Consider the following 18044-nt stretch of genomic DNA (forward strand, 5'->3'; position numbering starts at 1 on the left):
GCTTTGCAAAAACCCGGGATCGGCGCCGGCCTCTGGCCTTGCGAAGCTTCGCTTCGTTGGCTGTTGAGGCTCCATTGTCTTCTGAAGAAATAAAGGTTTGCACGACGCATCTGCGTTTGTGCCTGTTCTGCAAAATTGTGAAGAGAAGATTGATCTGGATGCTTCCAGGTATTTTTGGGTTTTTAATCCAAGGATGTCCGAGCCCGGTTCTGATGATACCAAGGATGACCTAGCCGGTCGGATCTGGAGGAAGAGCTGGAGTAGGTAGGAAGCATGTCACTCTGGTCGGTCGTTGTTGGTGTTTTGGGGCTTGGCCCTAAACCATCTCTGACGACTTATTGATGTCCGTTTGCTAACCGCGCGGACCCGGATTTAATCTCGAGAAGCTGGTCTTAAAGATCAGGACACAAGCGAACCGCTCGGCGTGGTTCCAATAAAGTGGCCTGATCGAACACGTTGATGGCATCATGAGAAGGTTGGGTTGTAAAAGGTAGCCCTTCCGCTTGCTCCTTTGGAGTGAGCTATATTGATGAGCATTGGCAATGAGAACGATGAAGTGTTTTAAGGGCATTTGGTGGATGCCTTGGCATGCACAGGCGAAGAAGGACGTGATACGCTGCGAAAAGCCGTGGGGAGCTGCGAATAAGCTTTGATCCATGGATCTCCGAATGGGGCAACCCACCTTAAATACCTAGAAAGTTTAAGTCGTCTTTCGGGACGGTTTAGATTTCTAGGTATTGTTAATAAGGTATCTTGTCTTGAATACATAGGGACAAGAAGCGAACTCAGGGAACTGAAACATCTAAGTACCTGAAGGAAAGGACATCAACCGAGACTCCGTAAGTAGTGGCGAGCGAACGCGGACCAGGCCAGTGGCAATGTTGAATAAAGCTGAACAGGTTGGAAAGCCTGGCTAGAGTGGGTGATAGCCCCGTAAGCGTAGAACAGACATTGTCCTTGAGTAGGGCGGGACACGTGAAATCCTGTCTGAACATGGGGAGACCACTCTCCAAGCCTAAGTACTCGTGCATGACCGATAGCGAACAAGTACCGTGAGGGAAAGGTGAAAAGCACCCCGACAAGGGGAGTGAAATAGAACCTGAAACCGGATGCCTACAAGCAGTCGGAGGGCGCTCTTTTTAGTAAGGGGCCTGACGGCGTACCTTTTGTATAATGGGTCAACGACTTAGTGTATCTAGCAAGCTTAAGCCGGTAGGTGTAGGCGCAGCGAAAGCGAGTCTGAATAGGGCGATTTAGTTAGATGCATTAGACCCGAAACCGAGTGATCTAGCCATGAGCAGGCTGAAGGTTGGGTAACACCAACTGGAGGGCCGAACCCGCATCTGTTGCAATAGATTGGGATGACTTGTGGCTAGGGGTGAAAGGCCAATCAAACTCGGAGATAGCTGGTTCTCCGCGAAATCTATTTAGGTAGAGCGTCGACCGAATACCCTCGGGGGTAGAGCACTGGATGGGCTATGGGGACTCACCGTCTTACTGATCCTAACCAAACTCCGAATACCGAGGAGTACTAGTCGGCAGACACACGGCGGGTGCTAACGTCCGTCGTGAAGAGGGCAACAACCCTGACCTCCAGCTAAGGTCCCCAAGTCATGGCTAAGTGGGAAAGGATGTGAGGATCCCAAAACAACCAGGATGTTGGCTTAGAAGCAGCCATCATTTAAAGAAAGCGTAACAGCTCACTGGTCTAAATAAGGGTCTTTGCGCCGAAAATGTAACGGGGCTAAAGCCATGCACCGAAGCTGAGGATATGCACGCAAGTGTATGTGGTAGCGGAGCGTTCCGTAAGTCTGTGAAGGAGGACCCGTGAGGGCCTCTGGAGATATCGGAAGTGCGAATGTTGACATGAGTAACGATAAAGGGGGTGAGAGACCCCCTCGCCGAAAGACCAAGGGTTCCTGCTTAAAGTTAATCTGAGCAGGGTTAGCCGGCCCCTAAGGCGAGGCAGAAATGCGTAGTCGATGGGAACCACGTTAATATTCGTGGGCCTGGTGGTAGTGACGGATCGCGTAAGTTGTACCTCCTTATTGGATTGGATGTGCAGCGGGGCGGTTCCAGGAAATAGCTCCACCGTATAGACCGTACCCGAAACCGACACAGGTGGTCAGGTAGAGCATACCAAGGCGCTTGAGAGAACTATGTTGAAGGAACTCGGCAAATTGCACGCGTAACTTCGGAAGAAGCGTGACCCCTTTTTACGCAAGTGGAAAGGGGTGGCACAGACCAGGGGGTAGCGACTGTTTATCAAAAACACAGGGCTCTGCGAAGTCGAAAGACGACGTATAGGGCCTGACGCCTGCCCGGTGCTGGAAGGTTAAAGGGAGAGGTGCAAGCTTTGAACTGAAGCCCCAGTAAACGGCGGCCGTAACTATAACGGTCCTAAGGTAGCGAAATTCCTTGTCGGGTAAGTTCCGACCTGCACGAATGGCGTAACGACTTCCCCGCTGTCTCCAACATAGACTCAGTGAAATTGAATTCCCCGTGAAGATGCGGGGTTCCTGCGGTTAGACGGAAAGACCCCGTGCACCTTTACTATAGCTTTACACTGGCATTCGTGTCGGCATGTGTAGGATAGGTGGTAGGCTTTGAAGCGGGGACGCCAGTTCTCGTGGAGCCATCCTTGAAATACCACCCTTATCGTCATGGATGTCTAACCGCGGTCCGTTATCCGGATCCGGGACAGTGTATGGTGGGTAGTTTGACTGGGGCGGTCGCCTCCGAAAGAGTAACGGAGGCGCGCGATGGTGGGCTCAGACCGGTCGGAAATCGGTCGTCGAGTGCAATGGCATAAGCCCGCCTGACTGCGAGACTGACAAGTCGAGCAGAGACGAAAGTCGGTCATAGTGATCCGGTGGTCCCGCGTGGAAGGGCCATCGCTCAACGGATAAAAGGTACGCCGGGGATAACAGGCTGATGACCCCCAAGAGTCCATATCGACGGGGTTGTTTGGCACCTCGATGTCGGCTCATCGCATCCTGGGGCTGGAGCAGGTCCCAAGGGTTTGGCTGTTCGCCAATTAAAGCGGTACGTGAGCTGGGTTCAGAACGTCGTGAGACAGTTCGGTCCCTATCTGCCGTGGGTGTAGGAATATTGACAGGATCTGTCCCTAGTACGAGAGGACCGGGATGGACATATCTCTGGTGGACCTGTTGTCGTGCCAACGGCATAGCAGGGTAGCTATATATGGAAGGGATAACCGCTGAAGGCATCTAAGCGGGAAACCCACCTGAAAACGAGTATTCCCTATCAGGGCCGTGGAAGACGACCACGTTGATAGGAGGCGTGTGGACGTGCAGTAATGCATGAAGCTTAGCCTTACTAATAGCCCGATTGGCTTCATCGTTCTCATTGACTATGCTCATCAAGGTGCTGCGCACCTTGATGATGACATCTGTTTTGTCCTGACGCGCAAAAAAAACGCTCCGGACGGGCCGTGACACTGGTCACGACGGCCTCTGGCCTTGCGGAGCTACGCTCCGACAAACCAGCCGGCAAACAAAGACGTGTTCAATCAAGACAAAAGGGGGTTCGCCTCCGCCAGCTTCTCGATAAAGCGTTGCAATGGTCGCCCATTGCCACGCATACATTGCCCTTAATCGACCTGGTGGTCATTGCGGGGTGGCTGCACCCGTTCCCTTTCCGAACACGGCCGTGAAACACCCCTGCGCCAATGGTACTCCGTCTTAAGACGCGGGAGAGTAGGTCGCTGCCAGGTCTATTAAAGGCAATGCCATCCATAAGGATGGATCAAACAATCTTCTCACACACAAACCAACCGGCCCCTGGCCAAACCAAGGGCCGCTCCCAAAGCGGCCTTTTGTCGTTGCTGGGGTTTAACGAAATAATGGGACGTTCGGTCTGTAGCCGGTGCGTCCCTCACAGGAGACAAATCCTTCGGATTTGCTCCGGAACTACACGTAAACCGCAACGTGGTTTACGCAGACGCGAAATTTGGCAAAGCCAAATTCGCTTGGCGCGGGGTGGAGCAGCCCGGTAGCTCGTCAGGCTCATAACCTGAAGGCCGCAGGTTCAAATCCTGCCCCCGCAACCACTGTAACTTGTAACAGCATCCATTGCTGCTCACGCTCGGCCAGCAAGGCTTCGCAGCGGTGCAGGAATTTTGTCTTGTCGGCAAGTGACTTGAACTCTCCAGCAGAACGTATGCGGGCGAACTCCGAAGATTGTTGATGCCGCAGGTCGGTGATGTCAGGTTAAGCTCGACAGCTACGGGTCGGGCATTCTTCGGTGTGATCAGGCAGAAAATCCGGCAACGTCGTTCCAATGGGCCATCGCTGAAAGGCGATGTAGCTGAATGGCAGAGGCCGAGTGCTGAGATCGTGTGGGGACGAAGAGGTTTCGAACCGCGGAGAAGATGCTGACGAAACGTTGCAGTCCTCCCGGCGATCGAAAGCGCTGCATCATTCGTTCTCGCTTCCGCAGAGGAAGATGAGAGTTTTCGGCGCGGTTGTTCAGTCCCTTGTGTGATCGATGCTCAGTTGTGGGCATCAACTGCCGTCGGGCCTCACCATAGGAGCGAAGTTTGTCGGTAACGATGCGTTTTGGCCGGCATCCCCGCTTCTTCATCAGCCGGATCAGCAGCCGCTTTGCAGCCTTGGTGTTGCGGCGGGTCTGAACGATCTCGTCGAGAACATAGCCATCTTGATCCACAGCGCGCCAGAGCCAGTGTTTCCGGCCACCGATCATCGCGGCCACTTCATCCAGATGCCAAATATCATTGGGACTTGCTACCTTCCGATGCAAGCGAGCGGCATAGTCCGAGCCAAACTTCTTTGCCCAACATCGGATCGTCTCGTAGGAAACGACGATCCCACGCTCCAACAGCATTTCCTCGACCAGTCGCAGGCTCAACGGAAATCGGAAATACAGCCAGACCGCATGGGCGATCACAGCGGGCGGAAAACGATGGCGCTTGTAACTGACGGGGCTCTTGCTCATCACGGCGAAATAGCCGCAAACCTTTCAGCCCAAGTTAAGCTGACATCACCGAAGAAGGCGCTCCGTCCGGGCCTGGACGCTATTATCCGCTGGCTCGGAGCGCCACCTGCCGCTGAGGACATACGGTCCACAAGACAACGTGCGAAATCGAACAATGCTGTTCGCCGCAAGCTGGAAACTGCGACGCGTTCCAGACCGCGACAGATCCTCTCCGACAAGACCCAGGCTACCTCTTTGTCAGTGCCGAGGGGACCACAACCGAAACCAATCAGTCCATTCCCTGAGCCATTGCTTGAGGCGACCGATGATCCGGCGAGCTTTAACGATGCGCTCGTGTATCAAATGCGCCGGTTTGGCGAGAGCTACTGGCAGCTTTACCGCGCCGTCGTTCGCGTGGGCGAGACTTTCGATGACAAGACCCTGCTGTCATGGGTTCAGGGCGAGCGCGTGCCGCGATCTCTGACAGGCTTCGAGATCCTGTCCCGTATCGAGCGGCGCTACCGACTGAGACAGGGTTATTTCAAAGCGAAACTGCCGTACCAGTCCCGCTCCATATACGGCCATGATATGGGCGACATCAGCGCTGCGGAGCGGCGACGAGTTGCATGGCATCTTCCGGACAATTTCAGCAGCTTGCCGTTCTCCAAGCGGGAAGAAACCATCGAATGGGTGCGCCGGGTCATCATCTCGGGCTCAACCGACTATCGTCGCTACCAGGCGGCGGCAACCAAACAGCGTTATGCAATACGATTTCCGGGGATCACCTATGGCAGAGGCACCCTGTCTCCACGACCACAATGAACCCGGACAGCACGAGCCACAATCCCGAGGCCTTTGAAGATCCTGATCTCGTGTCCGGCGTCGTCGATGCGCCGCCGCGGTTGGCTATGGAGATGGCCGATCTGATCCGCTTCAAGACATCGACGCTGACCGCAATCGACTTCCAACGAAATGGAGTTTGGGGAGAGGAAACCGCATCCCAGAAGGTCGAGCATCTCGGCCTCATGTTCGGTGCACTCGCTGCCTCACCCGCCGGCGTCGTCAAAGGGCGCGGTGTGCCGCTCAGCCAACTAACCTTTGGCCTGTTGATCTTCCCGGGCGTCTGGGACTGGTACCTCCAATGGCGGGAGCAGCGCCGCGGCTTCTACACCAAATGGGAAGAAGACATGCTGATGGTGGCGCAAGCTCTCACGCGGGCGGAGGTGGGCTGGATCCGCCAGCATCCGGAGCTCCTGAAAAAGGTTCAGCCAATCGAAGGGCTGATCGCGCCAGAGGAGATAGAATTTGCAGCACGCGACTGGCACGGCGCATGCGATGCATTCCATCGGCACGCCGCCAATCGCTCGAAGGAAATCCAGCGGGTCATGCGTGTGCATCGCGACCCGTTCGAGCCGATCATGGTGATCCTAGAGGCCGACAGCCCGCTGGCAGAATATCGCAAGATCACAGACGAGATCCTGAAGCGAATGCCGGACGAAAACCGCTATCCCCGGCCGGCCGCAGAGGCCGTACGATCGTTCCGGTGATGTCAGGTTAACTTGGGCTGAAAGGTTTGCGGCTATTTCGCCGTGATGAGCATGAGCCCCGTCAGTTACAAGCGCCATCGTTTTCCGCCCGCTGTGATCGCCCATGCGGTCTGGCTGTATTTCCGATTTCCGTTGAGCCTGCGACTGGTCGAGGAAATGCTGTTGGAGCGTGGGATCGTCGTTTCCTACGAGACGATCCGATGTTGGGCAAAGAAGTTTGGCTCGGACTATGCCGCTCGCTTGCATCGGAAGGTAGCAAGTCCCAATGATATTTGGCATCTGGATGAAGTGGCCGCGATGATCGGTGGCCGGAAACACTGGCTCTGGCGCGCTGTGGATCAAGATGGCTATGTTCTCGACGAGATCGTTCAGACCCGCCGCAACACCAAGGCTGCAAAGCGGCTGCTGATCCGGCTGATGAAGAAGCGGGGATGCCGGCCAAAACGCATCGTTACCGACAAACTTCGCTCCTATGGTGAGGCCCGACGGCAGTTGATGCCCACAACTGAGCATCGATCACACAAGGGACTGAACAACCGCGCCGAAAACTCTCATCTTCCTCTGCGGAAGCGAGAACGAATGATGCAGCGCTTTCGATCGCCGGGAGGACTGCAACGTTTCGTCAGCATCTTCTCCGCGGTTCGAAACCTCTTCGTCCCCACACGATCTCAGCACTCGGCCTCGGCCATTCAGCTACATCGCCTTTCAGCGATGGCCCATTGGAACGACGTTGCCGGATTTTCTGCCTGATCACACCGAAGAATGCCCGACCCGTAGCTGTCGAGCTTAACCTGACATCACCCCTTCTTCAACTCAGCCGTCAATTCGCCTTCAATCCCGCATGCCTGGCCAATGATCGTCCAGTCAATGCGGCCGTTCGCGATCGGGGGCGGCTGGCGGTGGACGACGAGACTTATGAGGTAGGGCCGAATGCATTCCAGCATTCGCTTTGAGGCGATTGGCGCAAGGCGCACTTCGCAGAAATCAGAGATTTTTCGTTGAAAGTGATGAGTTGAAAGATTGTTTATTGCCATGCTCTTATTCCATTTTCTCGACACCAGTGCCGAGGGCGGGCCGCAATAGGAGCGGATAATTAAGAAATGGTTTTGCCACAGCTGCAAGCATTTGGGGCCAGGTGCTCAAGAGCAGTGAGTGAAACGAGAACTGGCGACGGCAGCCCTACTAGCTATGGCATTTGTCATTCATATGAATTATGATCTTGGCCAAAGTGGAGATTGGTTATGGCGGCAAATGCACTGGTACAAACTCGTATTGACGCCGAGGTCCGGGATCGTGCCTCAGCGGTGCTTGGAAATATGGGACTGACCGTCTCGGACGCGGTCCGTATATTACTCACCCGGACGGCCAACGAGGGTGCGCTGCCGCTGGAACTTCTTTCTGGCAGTGAGGCGCATGACGCTTGGTTTCGCACCAAGGTACTTGAAGCGCTAACCGATACTCGACCGGACGTTTCGGACGATGAAGTCGAGTTGCATTTCGCTAAACGCCGAGCGGCAGCCCGTCTCAACGCGGGTGAGCGCAAAGCGTGAAGCTTACCTGGTCTGCGTTCGCGCTATCCGATCGCGACGCCATCTTTACGTATATCGAATTAGAGAGTCCGTCAGCGGCCATTCTGGTCGATGAGCGGATCGTTGCCGCCGTCCGCCGGTTGAGGGATTTTCCCGCGAGCGGTCGTGTTGGCAGAATTGCCGGCACCCGCGAACTGGTCATTAGCGGCACGCCGTACGTCGCGGCATATGCAATTTCCGAAACAGCGGTCCGTATTCTTCGCGTCCTCCATGGTGCGCAGGAATGGCCAGACACTTTGCCAACGAGCTAAACTTTGTTCTCGGTGCTGAGAAACAACGGGTCTTTGGTTCGAACTGGTTCAAGGCGTCGGAGCCGCAAATGGACGTTATGCGGAAATAATTTCCGCTTAACGTCGGATGCCAAAGGTTCGCATCCCATCAAGGCGAATGGTGCAAGGCAAGGCTTGATGCGACCCAATCTACCCTCAGTCATCTAGCGACTGCGTAGCTCTGCATGTGCCGAGGGGTTGCTCCCGCGTAAAACAGTCCACCTCGCCGCTCTACAGCGCAGACGCGTCCGAGCGACCAGCTTTCCATGACGGATATCATATGGCCGCGGGCACGCAGGTCGTCGATGACGGCCTCGCCGAAACGATCTTCGATTTGGAGCCGTCCAAGCTCGTACTCACGCGGATAGAACGATCCCGGCCAGTGACGGCTGTGGAACATCGGGGCGTCGATTGCTCGCTGAAGTCCGTGGCCATGGAGCACGTGGCGCAGGAAGACGGTGAGCGGCCACTGATCCTGCTGGTCGCCTCCCGGCGTACCGATCGCCAGAAAACCTTCGCCGTCGCGGGTGACAAGCGTCGGTGTCAGCGTAGTGCGCGGTCGCGTACCGGGGCGGAGTGTCGACGGCAGCCCATCGTCAAGCCAGAACATCTGGGCGCGGGTGGAGATCGGAAAGCCGAGACCGGGCACGACCGGAGAGCTTTGCAACCATCCGCCGCTCGGCGTGGCGGAAACCATGTTGCCGAAACGGTCAACAATATCGAGATGCACTGTATCACCTTCGATTTCCGGAACGGCCGCAAACGTAACCTCGCCGCCGCCGGGACCCTGCGGGATTTCGCTGCCACCGCGGGCGGCGATCTTCGCCAGCCGCTCCGCGGCGCCTTCGAGATGGCTGGGGACGAGTTCCAGAGACGCGTCCCGTCCGATCAGTTTCGCCCGCTCGCGGGCATAGTCCAAGGACAGAAGAACGTCCATCGGGATGTCAGTTGTGTCCGGATCGCCATAGAAGGCCTCGCGGTCAGCAAAGCAGAGCTTGGCGCTTTCCACGACCGTATGGACATATTCAGCGCTCATTGTGTCCAGCCGGTCAAGATCGAACTGTGACAGGAGCTGCAACTGCTGTAGAAAGACGGGACCTTGGCCCCAAGCGCCGGTCTTGTGGACCCGCAGGCCCCGAAACTCGACCGAGAGCGTCTTTTCCTTCGTGGCCGACCAGCGCGCAAGGTCGTCGCCGCGAAGCAGACCTCCATTGCGGCGACCTGAAGTGTCGAACAGTTCGGCCGTGCTATAGAAGCTGTCGATCGCCTCGGCGACAAAGCCGCGATAGAAGGTGTTGCGCGCTGCCTCGATCTGCACAATCCGGTCGCTGCCTGCAGCCTCGGCCTCAGCGACGACCCGCCGGTACGTGGCGGCAATGCCGGGATTGCGCATCGGTGCGCCCGGCTTCGGTGTGGTGTCTCCTGGCAGCCAGACCTCGGCCGAGGTCGGCCATTCCCGACGGAAGAAATCTGCAACGGGTATGATCGAGGCGAACGCGCGTGGCAGCAGCGGATAGCCGTTTCCCGCATATCCGATCGCATAGGACAGCACGTCGGCAAGCGGCAGCGTGCCGTAGTCGCGCAGCATCAGCATCCAGGCATCGAAAGCACCGGGCACCACGGCCGGAAGCAGGCCGGTGCCGGGAACCATGTCGAGGCCGAAGGACCTGAACCTGTCGACGGTCGCAAGCTGCGGGGCGACGCCCTGACCGCAGATGACGACGGGTTCGTCCTCGTTCACGCTTTTCAAAATGATCGGCACTTCGCCGCCCGGGCCGTTCAGATGCGGCTCGACGATCTGCAGCGTGAAGCCGCAGGCGACCGCCGCGTCGAAGGCATTGCCGCCGCGCTCGAGTACGGCCATGCCGACCGCGGTTCCGAGCCAATGGGTCGAACTGACGGCACCGAACGTGCCGCTGATTTCGGGACGGGTGGTGAACGCAACCATGAAATATGCCCTATCTCTGGACGAGCTGCCGTGCGCCGACGAGACGTTCCGCCAGAAATAGCACGACGAGGATGATGAGAACCTGAAGGGCCGACGCTGCCGCTACGACGAGTTGGTTACCCTGGAACTGCAGGTAGCTGAATATCTCGATGGGAAGGGTCACGACCCCCGGCCCGGTGAGGAAGAGCGCCGTGTTGAGTTCGCCGAACGACACAACGAACGCAAACAGCCAGCCGGAAAGCACACCCGGCCAGATGATCGGCATGGTGATCAGCAGGAAGGAGCGCACAGGACCTGCGCCGAGACTTTGGCCGGCCTCTTCCAGCGTCGTGTCGAAGCTCTGCAGCGACGTCAGCACCGAGCGGAACGCATAGGGCAGGCAGACCACCACGTGGGCAATAAACAGGCCGGGCAGAACGCTCATGTTGACGGTTTTGTACAGAAGCAGCAAAGCCAGACCGAGGATCAGGGCTGGGAAGACCAGCGGCGCCATTATCAGCATCTGCAGGATGGTCGAGAAGACGTTGCGGTGGCGCGACACGTAGACTGCGCCGAGCAGGCCAAGGGCGGCCGACGCGAAGGCGGATACCACGGCCAGCCCGATCGACAGCAGGAAGGCGTTGCGCATCTCTGCAATGCGGAAAAACTCGATGAACCAGCGCAGCGAGAGGCCGGGCGGTGGGAAGCTCAGCGCCTCCCCCGAACTGAACGCGGCGATGATAACGACGAGAATCGGGCCGATGACCAGCGCCAGCACGATACCGACGATAAGACGCAGAACGAAGGCACCCATGGTTTAGCCCTTTCCCTGGACGCGTTGTGGTCGGATGACGAGCTGAATTGCCACGGCGATGATAAGCGCTATCAGGAGAAGCACGAAGGACAGGGCCGCGGCGCGGGGCCAGCGGAAGGTTGAGACGCTGTCGAACACGAAGCTGACCAACAGCTTGTAGCGGGGCCCGCCAAGCAGTGCGATCGAGACATAGGCACTGAGCGCAAGGAAGGTCACCAGCATCAGGCCTGACGCTATGCCCGGGCTGGAGAGGGGAAGCGTCACGCGCAAGAAGGTACGCCACGGTCCCGCTCCAAGGGAATGAGCCGCTTCCGTATAGCGCTTGTCGATGGTCGCCAGAGAATTGGTCAGCGACACGACCATGAAGGGCAGGAGAATGGTGAGAAGACCGAGCGTCACTGCCTCGAACGAATAGAGATATTGCACCGGCCGGTCGATGATCCCGGTACCCGTCAGAGTACTCGAAAGCACCCCGCGCCGGCCGAGGATGGCGACCCAGCCATAGGCACGCACGACATTGCTGACCATGAGCGGCACCATCATTACCATAAGCATGATCAGCCGGCCGCGGGGCAATAGCTGCGCCGCATAGAAGGCGACGGGATATCCAAGCAGCAGGCAGAGGATGAGGACCGTGGCAGTCGACAGCAGGGTGCGCTGGATGATCACCCAATAGAACGGATCGGAGAAAATCTCCGTATAGTTGGCGAATGTAGGCTGAATGTCGAACAGCGACGTTGCCGAATTCGTCATGAAGCTGATGAACAGCAGGTAGGCGAGCGGCATAAGAAAGAAGACGCCGAGTACCATGAGGGGCGGAAGCGCTACCGCCCAGGCCAGCGAATTCCGGGAAAGCGTGGTTCTCATGGTGTCGGCTCCAGTGCCACCATGTTGGCGTTGTCCCAATGCAGGGCGACGACCGCGCCCGGTTCAAGGTTCATCGGCTCGACGCCGGCATTCTGGACCACGGCATTCACAGGCATGCCGCCGATGTCGAGATAAAGGAGAGTCTGCGAGCCACGATAAATTGCTTCGCGAACGGTAGCGGACACGCCTGTCGTGGTGCTGCCGGTGATCGGGCCAATGGAGATCTTTTCCGGCCTGAGCGCAAAGCGAAGCCGGGTCCCCGTTGTAGCGGGGATTGCGCGGATCCTCAGGGTGTTGCCGGCCACGTCTATCACGGTACCCGTGTCTTCCGTGCCCTTGACGGTCGCTTCGATGATGTTGCTGGCACCCAGGAACGTAGCGACGAATTCGTTGAGCGGGCGGTCGTAGATGTCGCGCGGCGTTCCGGCCTGCTGAATGCGCCCATCCTTCATTACCGCGACTCGGTCCGCCATCGTTAGGGCTTCCTCCTGGTCGTGCGTCACGAAGACCGTGGTCATCTTCAGCCGCTGCTGCAGGTGTCGGATCTCGACCTGCATCTGCTCGCGCAGCATCTTGTCGAGCGCGCTCAAGGGCTCGTCGAGAAGCAGCACGTCGGGCTCGGATACGACGGCACGGGCAAGTGCCACCCGTTGCTGCTGCCCTCCGGAAAGTTGGCGCGGATAACGGTCTGCGAAGGTGCCGAGTTCCACGAGTTCGAGGGCAGCGGCCACCTTGGCGGCGATCTCCGGCTTGGGAACGTTGCGCATCTTCAGCCCGAAGGCGACATTCTCTGCGACCGTCAGGTGCGGGAACAGCGCAAAGCTCTGGAATACCATCCCAAAGCTGCGTTTGTAGGCCGGCAGGCCGGTCACATCCGTACCGCGGATATAGACGTGTCCGGCTGTCGGCTGTTCGAAGCCGGCGATCAGTCGCAGCGTCGTCGTCTTGCCGCAGCCGCTTGGTCCGAGCAGCGCAAATAGGCTGCCGCGTTCGATCTCGAGGTCGAGAGAATGGAGCGCGGTGGTGGTGTCGAATTTCTTTTCGACCTGGACGAAACAGACGTCAGCAGGGGAGGCGGCCGGGGAAGTCATAGCGTTCATTCGGTAATCTCCTCGGCGCCCAGAGCGCGGTCGCATGCGATGATGCGAAGGGCCGCCGCCACGAGGCGGATCGGTAGTTCGGTCATGACGATGAGTTCCGCCAGTCGGATCTTGTGTTGGACCTGCGCCGCAGCGTGGAGGACCGAAGACAGGCCGGTCGCGACACGACTGTCGATCGGCGCGACTTCGACGGCGTATCTGAGACTAGCACATACGTGCGCCCATTCGGACCTCAGTCTCGATGCTTCCGCCGCGACGATCTCCTGCATGGCATCGGTCTCGGTTGCAGCCATGTCGCTGATAGCGGCAAATTGTCTTGCCATCGTGGTATCCAGTCGCAGCAGGATCGGACCCAGGTCGTCGGCACGCAGAGCCTGTAATGGCGCCGTCGCCTGTACGCGGTCAAACAGGCCGAGACATGCGATCGCGTTATGGATGAGGCGGAAACCGGCGCAATCCTCCTTCATGAAAAAGCGCAACGTCTGGTCCATGACCTTGAAGCCGCGGATCGGCAGGTAATGTCGGATATAACCTTCTAGCCCGATGCCTTTGCGAACGAGCTCTCCCATTTCCGGATGAGGCGAGAAGGTCAGCACGTTGCCCTTGCCGAACGGCGCCATGAAGATTGCGGGGGTGTCTTTCATCTCCTTGTCGAAAAGGGTCGGCGAAAGAGGGTTCTCGATGAACAGGCGGCTTTCGGAAATGTAGTTGCCGAAGCGGCCGAGCGTCTCTGTGGAGCGCTTGGCCTCCGCATAGATCGGCCCATGATAGTAGGGTAGTTCGACAGTTTCCGGCAGGCCGCGTCCGATCACGGGACCGTCGACGGAAATGCCAAGGACGGCCGCCCCGGTCATAAGATATTCCTGGGTGAACTTCGGCATCGCATCGATCGCGCCATGCCAGCCGGGCCGGCCTTCCGACATGTAGAAGGCACCGCCGCAAGAACCAATATACGAGCCGCCGTCTCGGACGAAGGCAGCGATCGCCGCGTCGATGCCGTCCATGTCTTCCGCCCGGTCTAGACCCCAGGTGGCAAATCCGCCCGGCATGACCAGCAGATCGTAGTCGTTCAGGCAGGCCGCGGCGACGTCCGCACCCGTTACTGCATGGAAGCTGAGACCAATGCTCAGCAATGCGTGGGAATAGTAGCCCCAGTAGGGGTAACCGACTGCTTCCCCGGCATAGATAGCTATGCGGGGAGCGGAGGAGAGTAGTTCGGGATTGCGGCCCTCCCCTGCCGGTTGGCCCAAAGGGGTTAGCCCGAACCGCGCTGCCGCATTGCTCGCGACGGCGGCGATCTCGAAACCATCATCGCTTTCGTTCACGCCGATACCGTGTAGGCGGCAGCGGTTGAGGAATGTGAGGGTATCCCCGGAGAAAGCCCCGCGATCGGCAAGGCCGAAACTTGTCATGCTATTCTTGTCCTGCGAGGGGAGCGCGGCACGCCGTGCCGCCCGTCATGTCTTCAGCCGCCGGCGACCACGCGGTTCCATCGGTCGGTCCACTCGCCGCGGTTGGACGAGATGAACTGATGGTCGAGGTCGATGATGCGAGCAATTTCCTCATCGGGGAACTGCACGCGTTGCTGTAACTCGACGGGAAGGGTCTTCAGCGTATCGGGATGGGTGCCGCCGTAATTGAACACTTCGGCGACCCAGCCCTGGGTCGAGGGATCGATCGTGGCGTTGACATACTGCTCGGCGAGCACCTTGTTCTTGGTGCCCTTGGCTATGCCGGTGCCGGAAAGATAGGAGATTGCGCCTTCCTGCGGGAAGACCCACTCGGCCTTGCCGCCCTGCTTCAGCACCGTATAGGTCTGCGACTTGTAGAGCAGTCCGACGGCCGCCTCGCCGCTGACGAGTGAGCTCATGATGGTATCTGTATCCTTTGCCCAGATAGGCTCGAGATCGTTCATTTTGGCCAGCATATCGAATCCGGCGTCGGCATCTTTGGCATCCTTTCCGGCTGCCATCGCGCCGATCGGGATCATGTAGGGGCCGATCGAATGGGTGATTTCCGGCAGCACAATCTGACCACGATAGTCCTCGTTCCACAGGTCCGCAAAGCTCTTCGGCGGGGTCTTAACCAAGTTAGGATTGTAGACGATTCCGAGCGCCGAGTAGATCATCGCTACCCAGCCCTTGCGCTTGAAGCGATCTGGTACGGCTGATAGGAAAGGAAGGTTGGGCGAGTTCGGATCGAGATCTTCCAGCACGCCCTGCGCTTCGGCCAGAGGCACGATGCCGTCATGGAGTTGAACTAGGTCGAATACCTGGTTGTCCATGCTGATCTTCAGCTTGGTGATGCGCTCGACAGGGCTCGAGCCACGGTCTTGTAAGATCTTTACGCCCGTCTTCTCGGCAAACTGAGTGTCGACATACTTGGCCATGCCGTCGCCCCACAAACCGCCCCAAGTCATCAGCGCCAGCTGTTCAGGCTTGGATTGTGCGAAAACAGAGCTTCCGGATCCTAGAACGGGCAGTACAGCGGTCGACGCTGCCAGCGTCAGGAAATCACGTCTTTTCATTTCGAGTTCCCCAGATTCTCGTTGAACCAATTGCGAAAGGTTTGAAGCCAATCTGCGATTTTTAAGAATGTATCGTTCTCATGCGACAATTCTTCATAGCGAAGCTCACGAGAGTCAACGAGAATCAGCTGTTAGGTGCTGAAATCTTGGCTTCAGTGCGGAGCGGCCTGTTTTTTAAGCTGTGTGCCTATCTTGCAAATTGGTTTGAATTGGTTCACCCAGTTAAATGCCGATAGTGTAGCTGGAGCGAGTAGCAATGTGGTCGGAAGAACAAAGCCGGGTGGTCGAGACGCTAAGATCAGCGATCAGTGAGGCCGACATTCGGTTCGTCACCGGCGACCGCCTATTGCCAGAAAGGCACCTGAGCGCCGCACTCGGTATCCCTCGGCGACTGTTGCGTGACGCTTTGAACATGCTGGAGGGCGAGGGGCTGATCTTTCGCAGGCAGGGTCAGGGCACGTTTGTCAGGGAGGTCAACGTCAAGACCACAAGCCTCAAGTCGCTAGCCAACCGTACCAGTCCGCACGACATCATAGAAGTCCGTCAGCAGATCGAACCGATCCTGGCGGGCCTGGCCGCGATACGAGCAACACAGGTAGAAATCGATCAAATGAAGCACTTCGTGCACCGCGCCGCGGCGGCAGACAGTCCCAACGATTATGAAAAATGGGATAGCGCATTTCATTCAAAGATCGCCGAGAGCGTGCGAAACGGTATGTACTGGAGTATATTCCGATTAATGAACTCAGTACGAAAGGAACATCACTGGATTAATTCGCGGTCCCGCGTCTTTATCGCTGGCGTAAGCAAAGAGATGGTCCAGCAACACCAAGCTATTGTTGAGGCTATCCAGACTCGCAACACTAACGCCGCTGAGAGCGCTATGCTAACTCATATATTGACAGCGGGTGTGCGTATCCATGAGGGAGAACACGAACACTGGGCCTGATCGCCTTGCGCTTGTCTTTTCCCGAGGTATTCGAAAGGCGCGGGAGGTTAGGTGTCTTGTTGCGACGGCCGATTGCGAGAACCAGCCATTTCGCCCTTCTGCGAAACCATTCCGGCCTTGCAAATTATCGTTGCTGCTGCACGCTTGGCTCAGACTGGAGGACATCATGGCTAAGCTTGCGCATCCTATTCCAAACCCATGCCTGCCCGGGCAGGAGAGTGTCTGGTCTTTCCCGAGGCCGAGCATCGCCCAGCCGGTACACAATTATTTGAAAATCATCTACAACGGTCACGTTTTCGCGGAGACCACGGCCGCAATGCGCACGATTGAAACAAGTCATCCGCCGACGTATTATTTTCCGCCAGCGGACGTAGATCTCTCTGTGCTCCGCGAAAGCAGCAGCAGGTCGATCTGCGAGTGGAAAGGACAGGCGCGCTATTTCGATATTCAATCTGGTGACAAGATGAGCCGAAGCGCGGCCTGGCCTATCCGCATCCCACGACATCCTTTGCCCTGATCAAGGATTTCATAGCCTTCTACCCGCAGACCATGGACTTGTGCCTCGTAGACGGCGAGGCCGTTGTGCCCCAGGCCGGGACGTTCTACGGCGGATGGATTACCTCAGCCGTTGCTGGCCCGTTCAAAGGTCCGCCTGGGACAGAACTTTGGTGATTGGGTCAGACCACGTCCAGTAGGCTTGAGATGAACCAGCGATGCTGCAGACCGATATACGAAATAATTAGCTCTGACGACCTTGCTATGCCGTGTTGTCCTTGGCATGCATCAGCAACCCTTTCCCGCCAAACTCGATATCGTCGCGAATTGCGTCGCGAGCGGTCTGAGCATCTCTTCCCCGCAACGCTGCGATGATGCGTAAATGCGGGTGTGGTTCCCAGTCCGGTAGCCCGGCGTCGTAAAGATGGGATAAGATCGGTCCGCACCGTATCCAAAGTGTTTCAATGATATCATAGACGATCGGAAGTCTCCCCATTCGACACAGGTTGAGGTGAAATTCGGTATTGAGGTCCACTGCCTTTTCGAAGTTCTTTGCTCTATGACATTCTGCGATCAGCAAATGGATCGCGTCCAGGTTGGCAATCTCCTCTCCATTCGCAACGACCGCTGCCGCCGCGGCCGCACGGCCTTCGAGATCGATGCGAATACTGCGGATTTCCAGCAACTGGTCGAGCGTCAGCGTCGGCACGGTCACCGTCCCGCGTGCATCGAGAGTGAGGGCTTTTTCGCTGACGAGCCTGAGTAGCGCCTCTCGCATGGGCGTAGCGCTGATGCCGAAACGCACGGACATTGGCCGCAGGCGAAGCATCTCACCTGGCTTCAACTGGCCCCGCATCAACGCCTGGCGAAGACCGAGATAGGCGCGGTCGCTTAGATTTTCCTTGACGATGGGCTGGGCCCAATCTGCTTCCATCATCGGCATACTATTATTTTCCAATGGACTTCTTGACACCCGTCACCTTCACGCGGATAGTGTTATAACA

Annotated in this window: 14 protein-coding genes, 1 tRNA gene, 2 rRNA genes and 1 pseudogene; 9 read left to right on the top strand and 9 right to left on the bottom strand. The window is 57.5% G+C overall.

Going from position 1 to position 18044, the window contains the following annotated elements; genetic code table 11:
• Positions 1-550 precede the first annotated feature (550 nt).
• The 3 genes from ACQY1K_RS17335 to ACQY1K_RS17345 all read left to right on the top strand — a co-directional run bounded on the left by ACQY1K_RS17335 (position 551) and on the right by ACQY1K_RS17345 (position 4072).
• Positions 551-3364: ribosomal RNA gene (locus ACQY1K_RS17335) — 23S ribosomal RNA — on the top strand.
• A 257-nt stretch (positions 3365-3621) separates the two neighbouring features.
• A 5S ribosomal RNA gene (gene rrf / locus ACQY1K_RS17340) occupies positions 3622-3736 on the top strand.
• Positions 3737-3995: 259 nt separating this feature from the next.
• Positions 3996-4072, top strand: a tRNA-Met gene (locus ACQY1K_RS17345).
• Positions 4073-4272: 200 nt separating this feature from the next.
• On the opposite strand, the gene ACQY1K_RS17350 is transcribed toward ACQY1K_RS17345, so the two are convergent.
• The gene (locus ACQY1K_RS17350) at positions 4273-4977 is read right to left on the bottom strand and encodes an IS6 family transposase (protein WP_430259866.1); all 705 of its coding nucleotides are present in this window, start codon (positions 4975-4977) and stop codon (positions 4273-4275) included.
• 51 nt (positions 4978-5028) lie between these two features.
• On the opposite strand from ACQY1K_RS17350, the pseudogene ACQY1K_RS17355 reads away from it, so the two are divergent.
• Together ACQY1K_RS17355 and ACQY1K_RS17360 are read left to right on the top strand one after the other, a co-directional pair.
• Positions 5029-6497, top strand: a pseudogene (locus tag ACQY1K_RS17355) (hypothetical protein); the annotation flags it as partial.
• Between the two features lie 51 nt (positions 6498-6548).
• Positions 6549-7253: an IS6 family transposase gene (locus tag ACQY1K_RS17360; protein ID WP_430259868.1), complete on the top strand. Its 705-nt coding sequence runs from the start codon at positions 6549-6551 to the stop codon at positions 7251-7253.
• 47 nt (positions 7254-7300) lie between these two features.
• Here ACQY1K_RS17360 and ACQY1K_RS17365 read toward each other — a convergent pair whose 3' ends face one another.
• The gene (locus tag ACQY1K_RS17365; protein WP_430259870.1) at positions 7301-7537 is read right to left on the bottom strand and encodes a hypothetical protein; all 237 of its coding nucleotides are present in this window, start codon (positions 7535-7537) and stop codon (positions 7301-7303) included.
• Positions 7538-7744: 207 nt separating this feature from the next.
• Here ACQY1K_RS17365 and ACQY1K_RS17370 point away from each other — a divergent pair, with 207 nt between their 5' ends.
• A complete protein-coding gene (locus ACQY1K_RS17370) occupies positions 7745-8053 on the top strand; it encodes a type II toxin-antitoxin system RelB/DinJ family antitoxin (protein ID WP_184656068.1) in 309 nt (102 codons plus the stop codon).
• Positions 8050-8343, top strand: coding sequence for a type II toxin-antitoxin system mRNA interferase toxin, RelE/StbE family (locus ACQY1K_RS17375; protein ID WP_184656067.1), 294 nt, complete (start codon positions 8050-8052; stop codon positions 8341-8343). Before ACQY1K_RS17370 ends, ACQY1K_RS17375 begins: the two co-directional genes overlap by 4 nt.
• Positions 8344-8521: 178 nt before the next feature.
• Here the strand turns inward: ACQY1K_RS17375 and ACQY1K_RS17380 are convergent, their stop codons facing one another.
• Genes ACQY1K_RS17380 through ACQY1K_RS17405 form a run of 6 tightly spaced genes read right to left on the bottom strand, consistent with a single transcriptional unit; the run spans position 8522 to position 15596 of the window.
• Positions 8522-10309 (bottom strand): gamma-glutamyltransferase family protein, encoded by a 1788-nt coding sequence (locus tag ACQY1K_RS17380; RefSeq protein ID WP_430259872.1) that lies wholly within the window; start codon positions 10307-10309, stop codon positions 8522-8524.
• 10 nt (positions 10310-10319) lie between these two features.
• A complete protein-coding gene (locus ACQY1K_RS17385; RefSeq protein WP_430259874.1) occupies positions 10320-11102 on the bottom strand; it encodes an ABC transporter permease in 783 nt (260 codons plus the stop codon).
• A 3-nt stretch (positions 11103-11105) separates the two neighbouring features.
• Entirely contained in the window at positions 11106-11969 is an 864-nt protein-coding gene (locus tag ACQY1K_RS17390) for an ABC transporter permease (RefSeq protein ID WP_184656064.1), read from the bottom strand.
• Positions 11966-13069: an ABC transporter ATP-binding protein gene (locus tag ACQY1K_RS17395; protein WP_430259877.1), complete on the bottom strand. Its 1104-nt coding sequence runs from the start codon at positions 13067-13069 to the stop codon at positions 11966-11968. Before ACQY1K_RS17395 ends, ACQY1K_RS17390 begins: the two co-directional genes overlap by 4 nt.
• On the bottom strand, positions 13066-14481 hold the full coding sequence (locus tag ACQY1K_RS17400) for a BPL-N domain-containing protein (RefSeq protein WP_430259879.1): 1416 nt from the start codon (positions 14479-14481) through the stop codon (positions 13066-13068). Before ACQY1K_RS17400 ends, ACQY1K_RS17395 begins: the two co-directional genes overlap by 4 nt.
• 53 nt (positions 14482-14534) lie before the next feature.
• Positions 14535-15596, bottom strand: coding sequence for an ABC transporter substrate-binding protein (locus ACQY1K_RS17405; RefSeq protein ID WP_430259881.1), 1062 nt, complete (start codon positions 15594-15596; stop codon positions 14535-14537).
• Positions 15597-15852: 256 nt separating this feature from the next.
• Here ACQY1K_RS17405 and ACQY1K_RS17410 point away from each other — a divergent pair, with 256 nt between their 5' ends.
• Both ACQY1K_RS17410 and ACQY1K_RS17415 read left to right on the top strand, forming a co-directional pair.
• A complete protein-coding gene (locus ACQY1K_RS17410) occupies positions 15853-16545 on the top strand; it encodes a FadR/GntR family transcriptional regulator (RefSeq protein ID WP_430259883.1) in 693 nt (230 codons plus the stop codon).
• A 166-nt stretch (positions 16546-16711) separates the two neighbouring features.
• Positions 16712-17062 carry a DUF427 domain-containing protein gene (locus ACQY1K_RS17415; protein WP_430259885.1) on the top strand — a complete coding sequence of 117 codons (351 nt, stop codon included), beginning with the start codon at positions 16712-16714 and terminating at the stop codon, positions 17060-17062.
• 240 nt (positions 17063-17302) lie between these two features.
• On the opposite strand, the gene ACQY1K_RS17420 is transcribed toward ACQY1K_RS17415, so the two are convergent.
• Entirely contained in the window at positions 17303-17983 is a 681-nt protein-coding gene (locus ACQY1K_RS17420; RefSeq protein WP_430259887.1) for a GntR family transcriptional regulator, read from the bottom strand.
• Between the last annotated feature and the right edge of the window lie 61 nt (positions 17984-18044).

It is taken from the genome of Neorhizobium sp. IRS_2294 (assembly GCF_050500145.1).
GTDB lineage: Bacteria > Pseudomonadota > Alphaproteobacteria > Rhizobiales > Rhizobiaceae > Neorhizobium > Neorhizobium soli.

Bases quoted from the DNA above. Each gene is read 5' to 3' on its own strand.
- ACQY1K_RS17410 (WP_430259883.1), top strand. From the start codon at position 15,853: ATGTGGTCGGAAGAACAAAGCCGGGTGGTCGAGACGCTAAGATCAGCG.
- ACQY1K_RS17350 (WP_430259866.1), bottom strand. From the start codon at position 4,977: ATGAGCAAGAGCCCCGTCAGTTACAAGCGCCATCGTTTTCCGCCCGCT.
- ACQY1K_RS17365 (WP_430259870.1), bottom strand. From the start codon at position 7,537: ATGGCAATAAACAATCTTTCAACTCATCACTTTCAACGAAAAATCTCT.
- ACQY1K_RS17395 (WP_430259877.1), bottom strand. From the start codon at position 13,069: ATGAACGCTATGACTTCCCCGGCCGCCTCCCCTGCTGACGTCTGTTTC.
- ACQY1K_RS17415 (WP_430259885.1), top strand. From the start codon at position 16,712: ATGGCTAAGCTTGCGCATCCTATTCCAAACCCATGCCTGCCCGGGCAG.
- ACQY1K_RS17380 (WP_430259872.1), bottom strand. From the start codon at position 10,309: ATGGTTGCGTTCACCACCCGTCCCGAAATCAGCGGCACGTTCGGTGCC.
- ACQY1K_RS17400 (WP_430259879.1), bottom strand. From the start codon at position 14,481: ATGACAAGTTTCGGCCTTGCCGATCGCGGGGCTTTCTCCGGGGATACC.
- ACQY1K_RS17370 (WP_184656068.1), top strand. From the start codon at position 7,745: ATGGCGGCAAATGCACTGGTACAAACTCGTATTGACGCCGAGGTCCGG.
- ACQY1K_RS17385 (WP_430259874.1), bottom strand. From the start codon at position 11,102: ATGGGTGCCTTCGTTCTGCGTCTTATCGTCGGTATCGTGCTGGCGCTG.
- ACQY1K_RS17420 (WP_430259887.1), bottom strand. From the start codon at position 17,983: ATGCCGATGATGGAAGCAGATTGGGCCCAGCCCATCGTCAAGGAAAAT.
- ACQY1K_RS17405 (WP_430259881.1), bottom strand. From the start codon at position 15,596: ATGAAAAGACGTGATTTCCTGACGCTGGCAGCGTCGACCGCTGTACTG.
- ACQY1K_RS17360 (WP_430259868.1), top strand. From the start codon at position 6,549: ATGAGCATGAGCCCCGTCAGTTACAAGCGCCATCGTTTTCCGCCCGCT.
- ACQY1K_RS17390 (WP_184656064.1), bottom strand. From the start codon at position 11,969: ATGAGAACCACGCTTTCCCGGAATTCGCTGGCCTGGGCGGTAGCGCTT.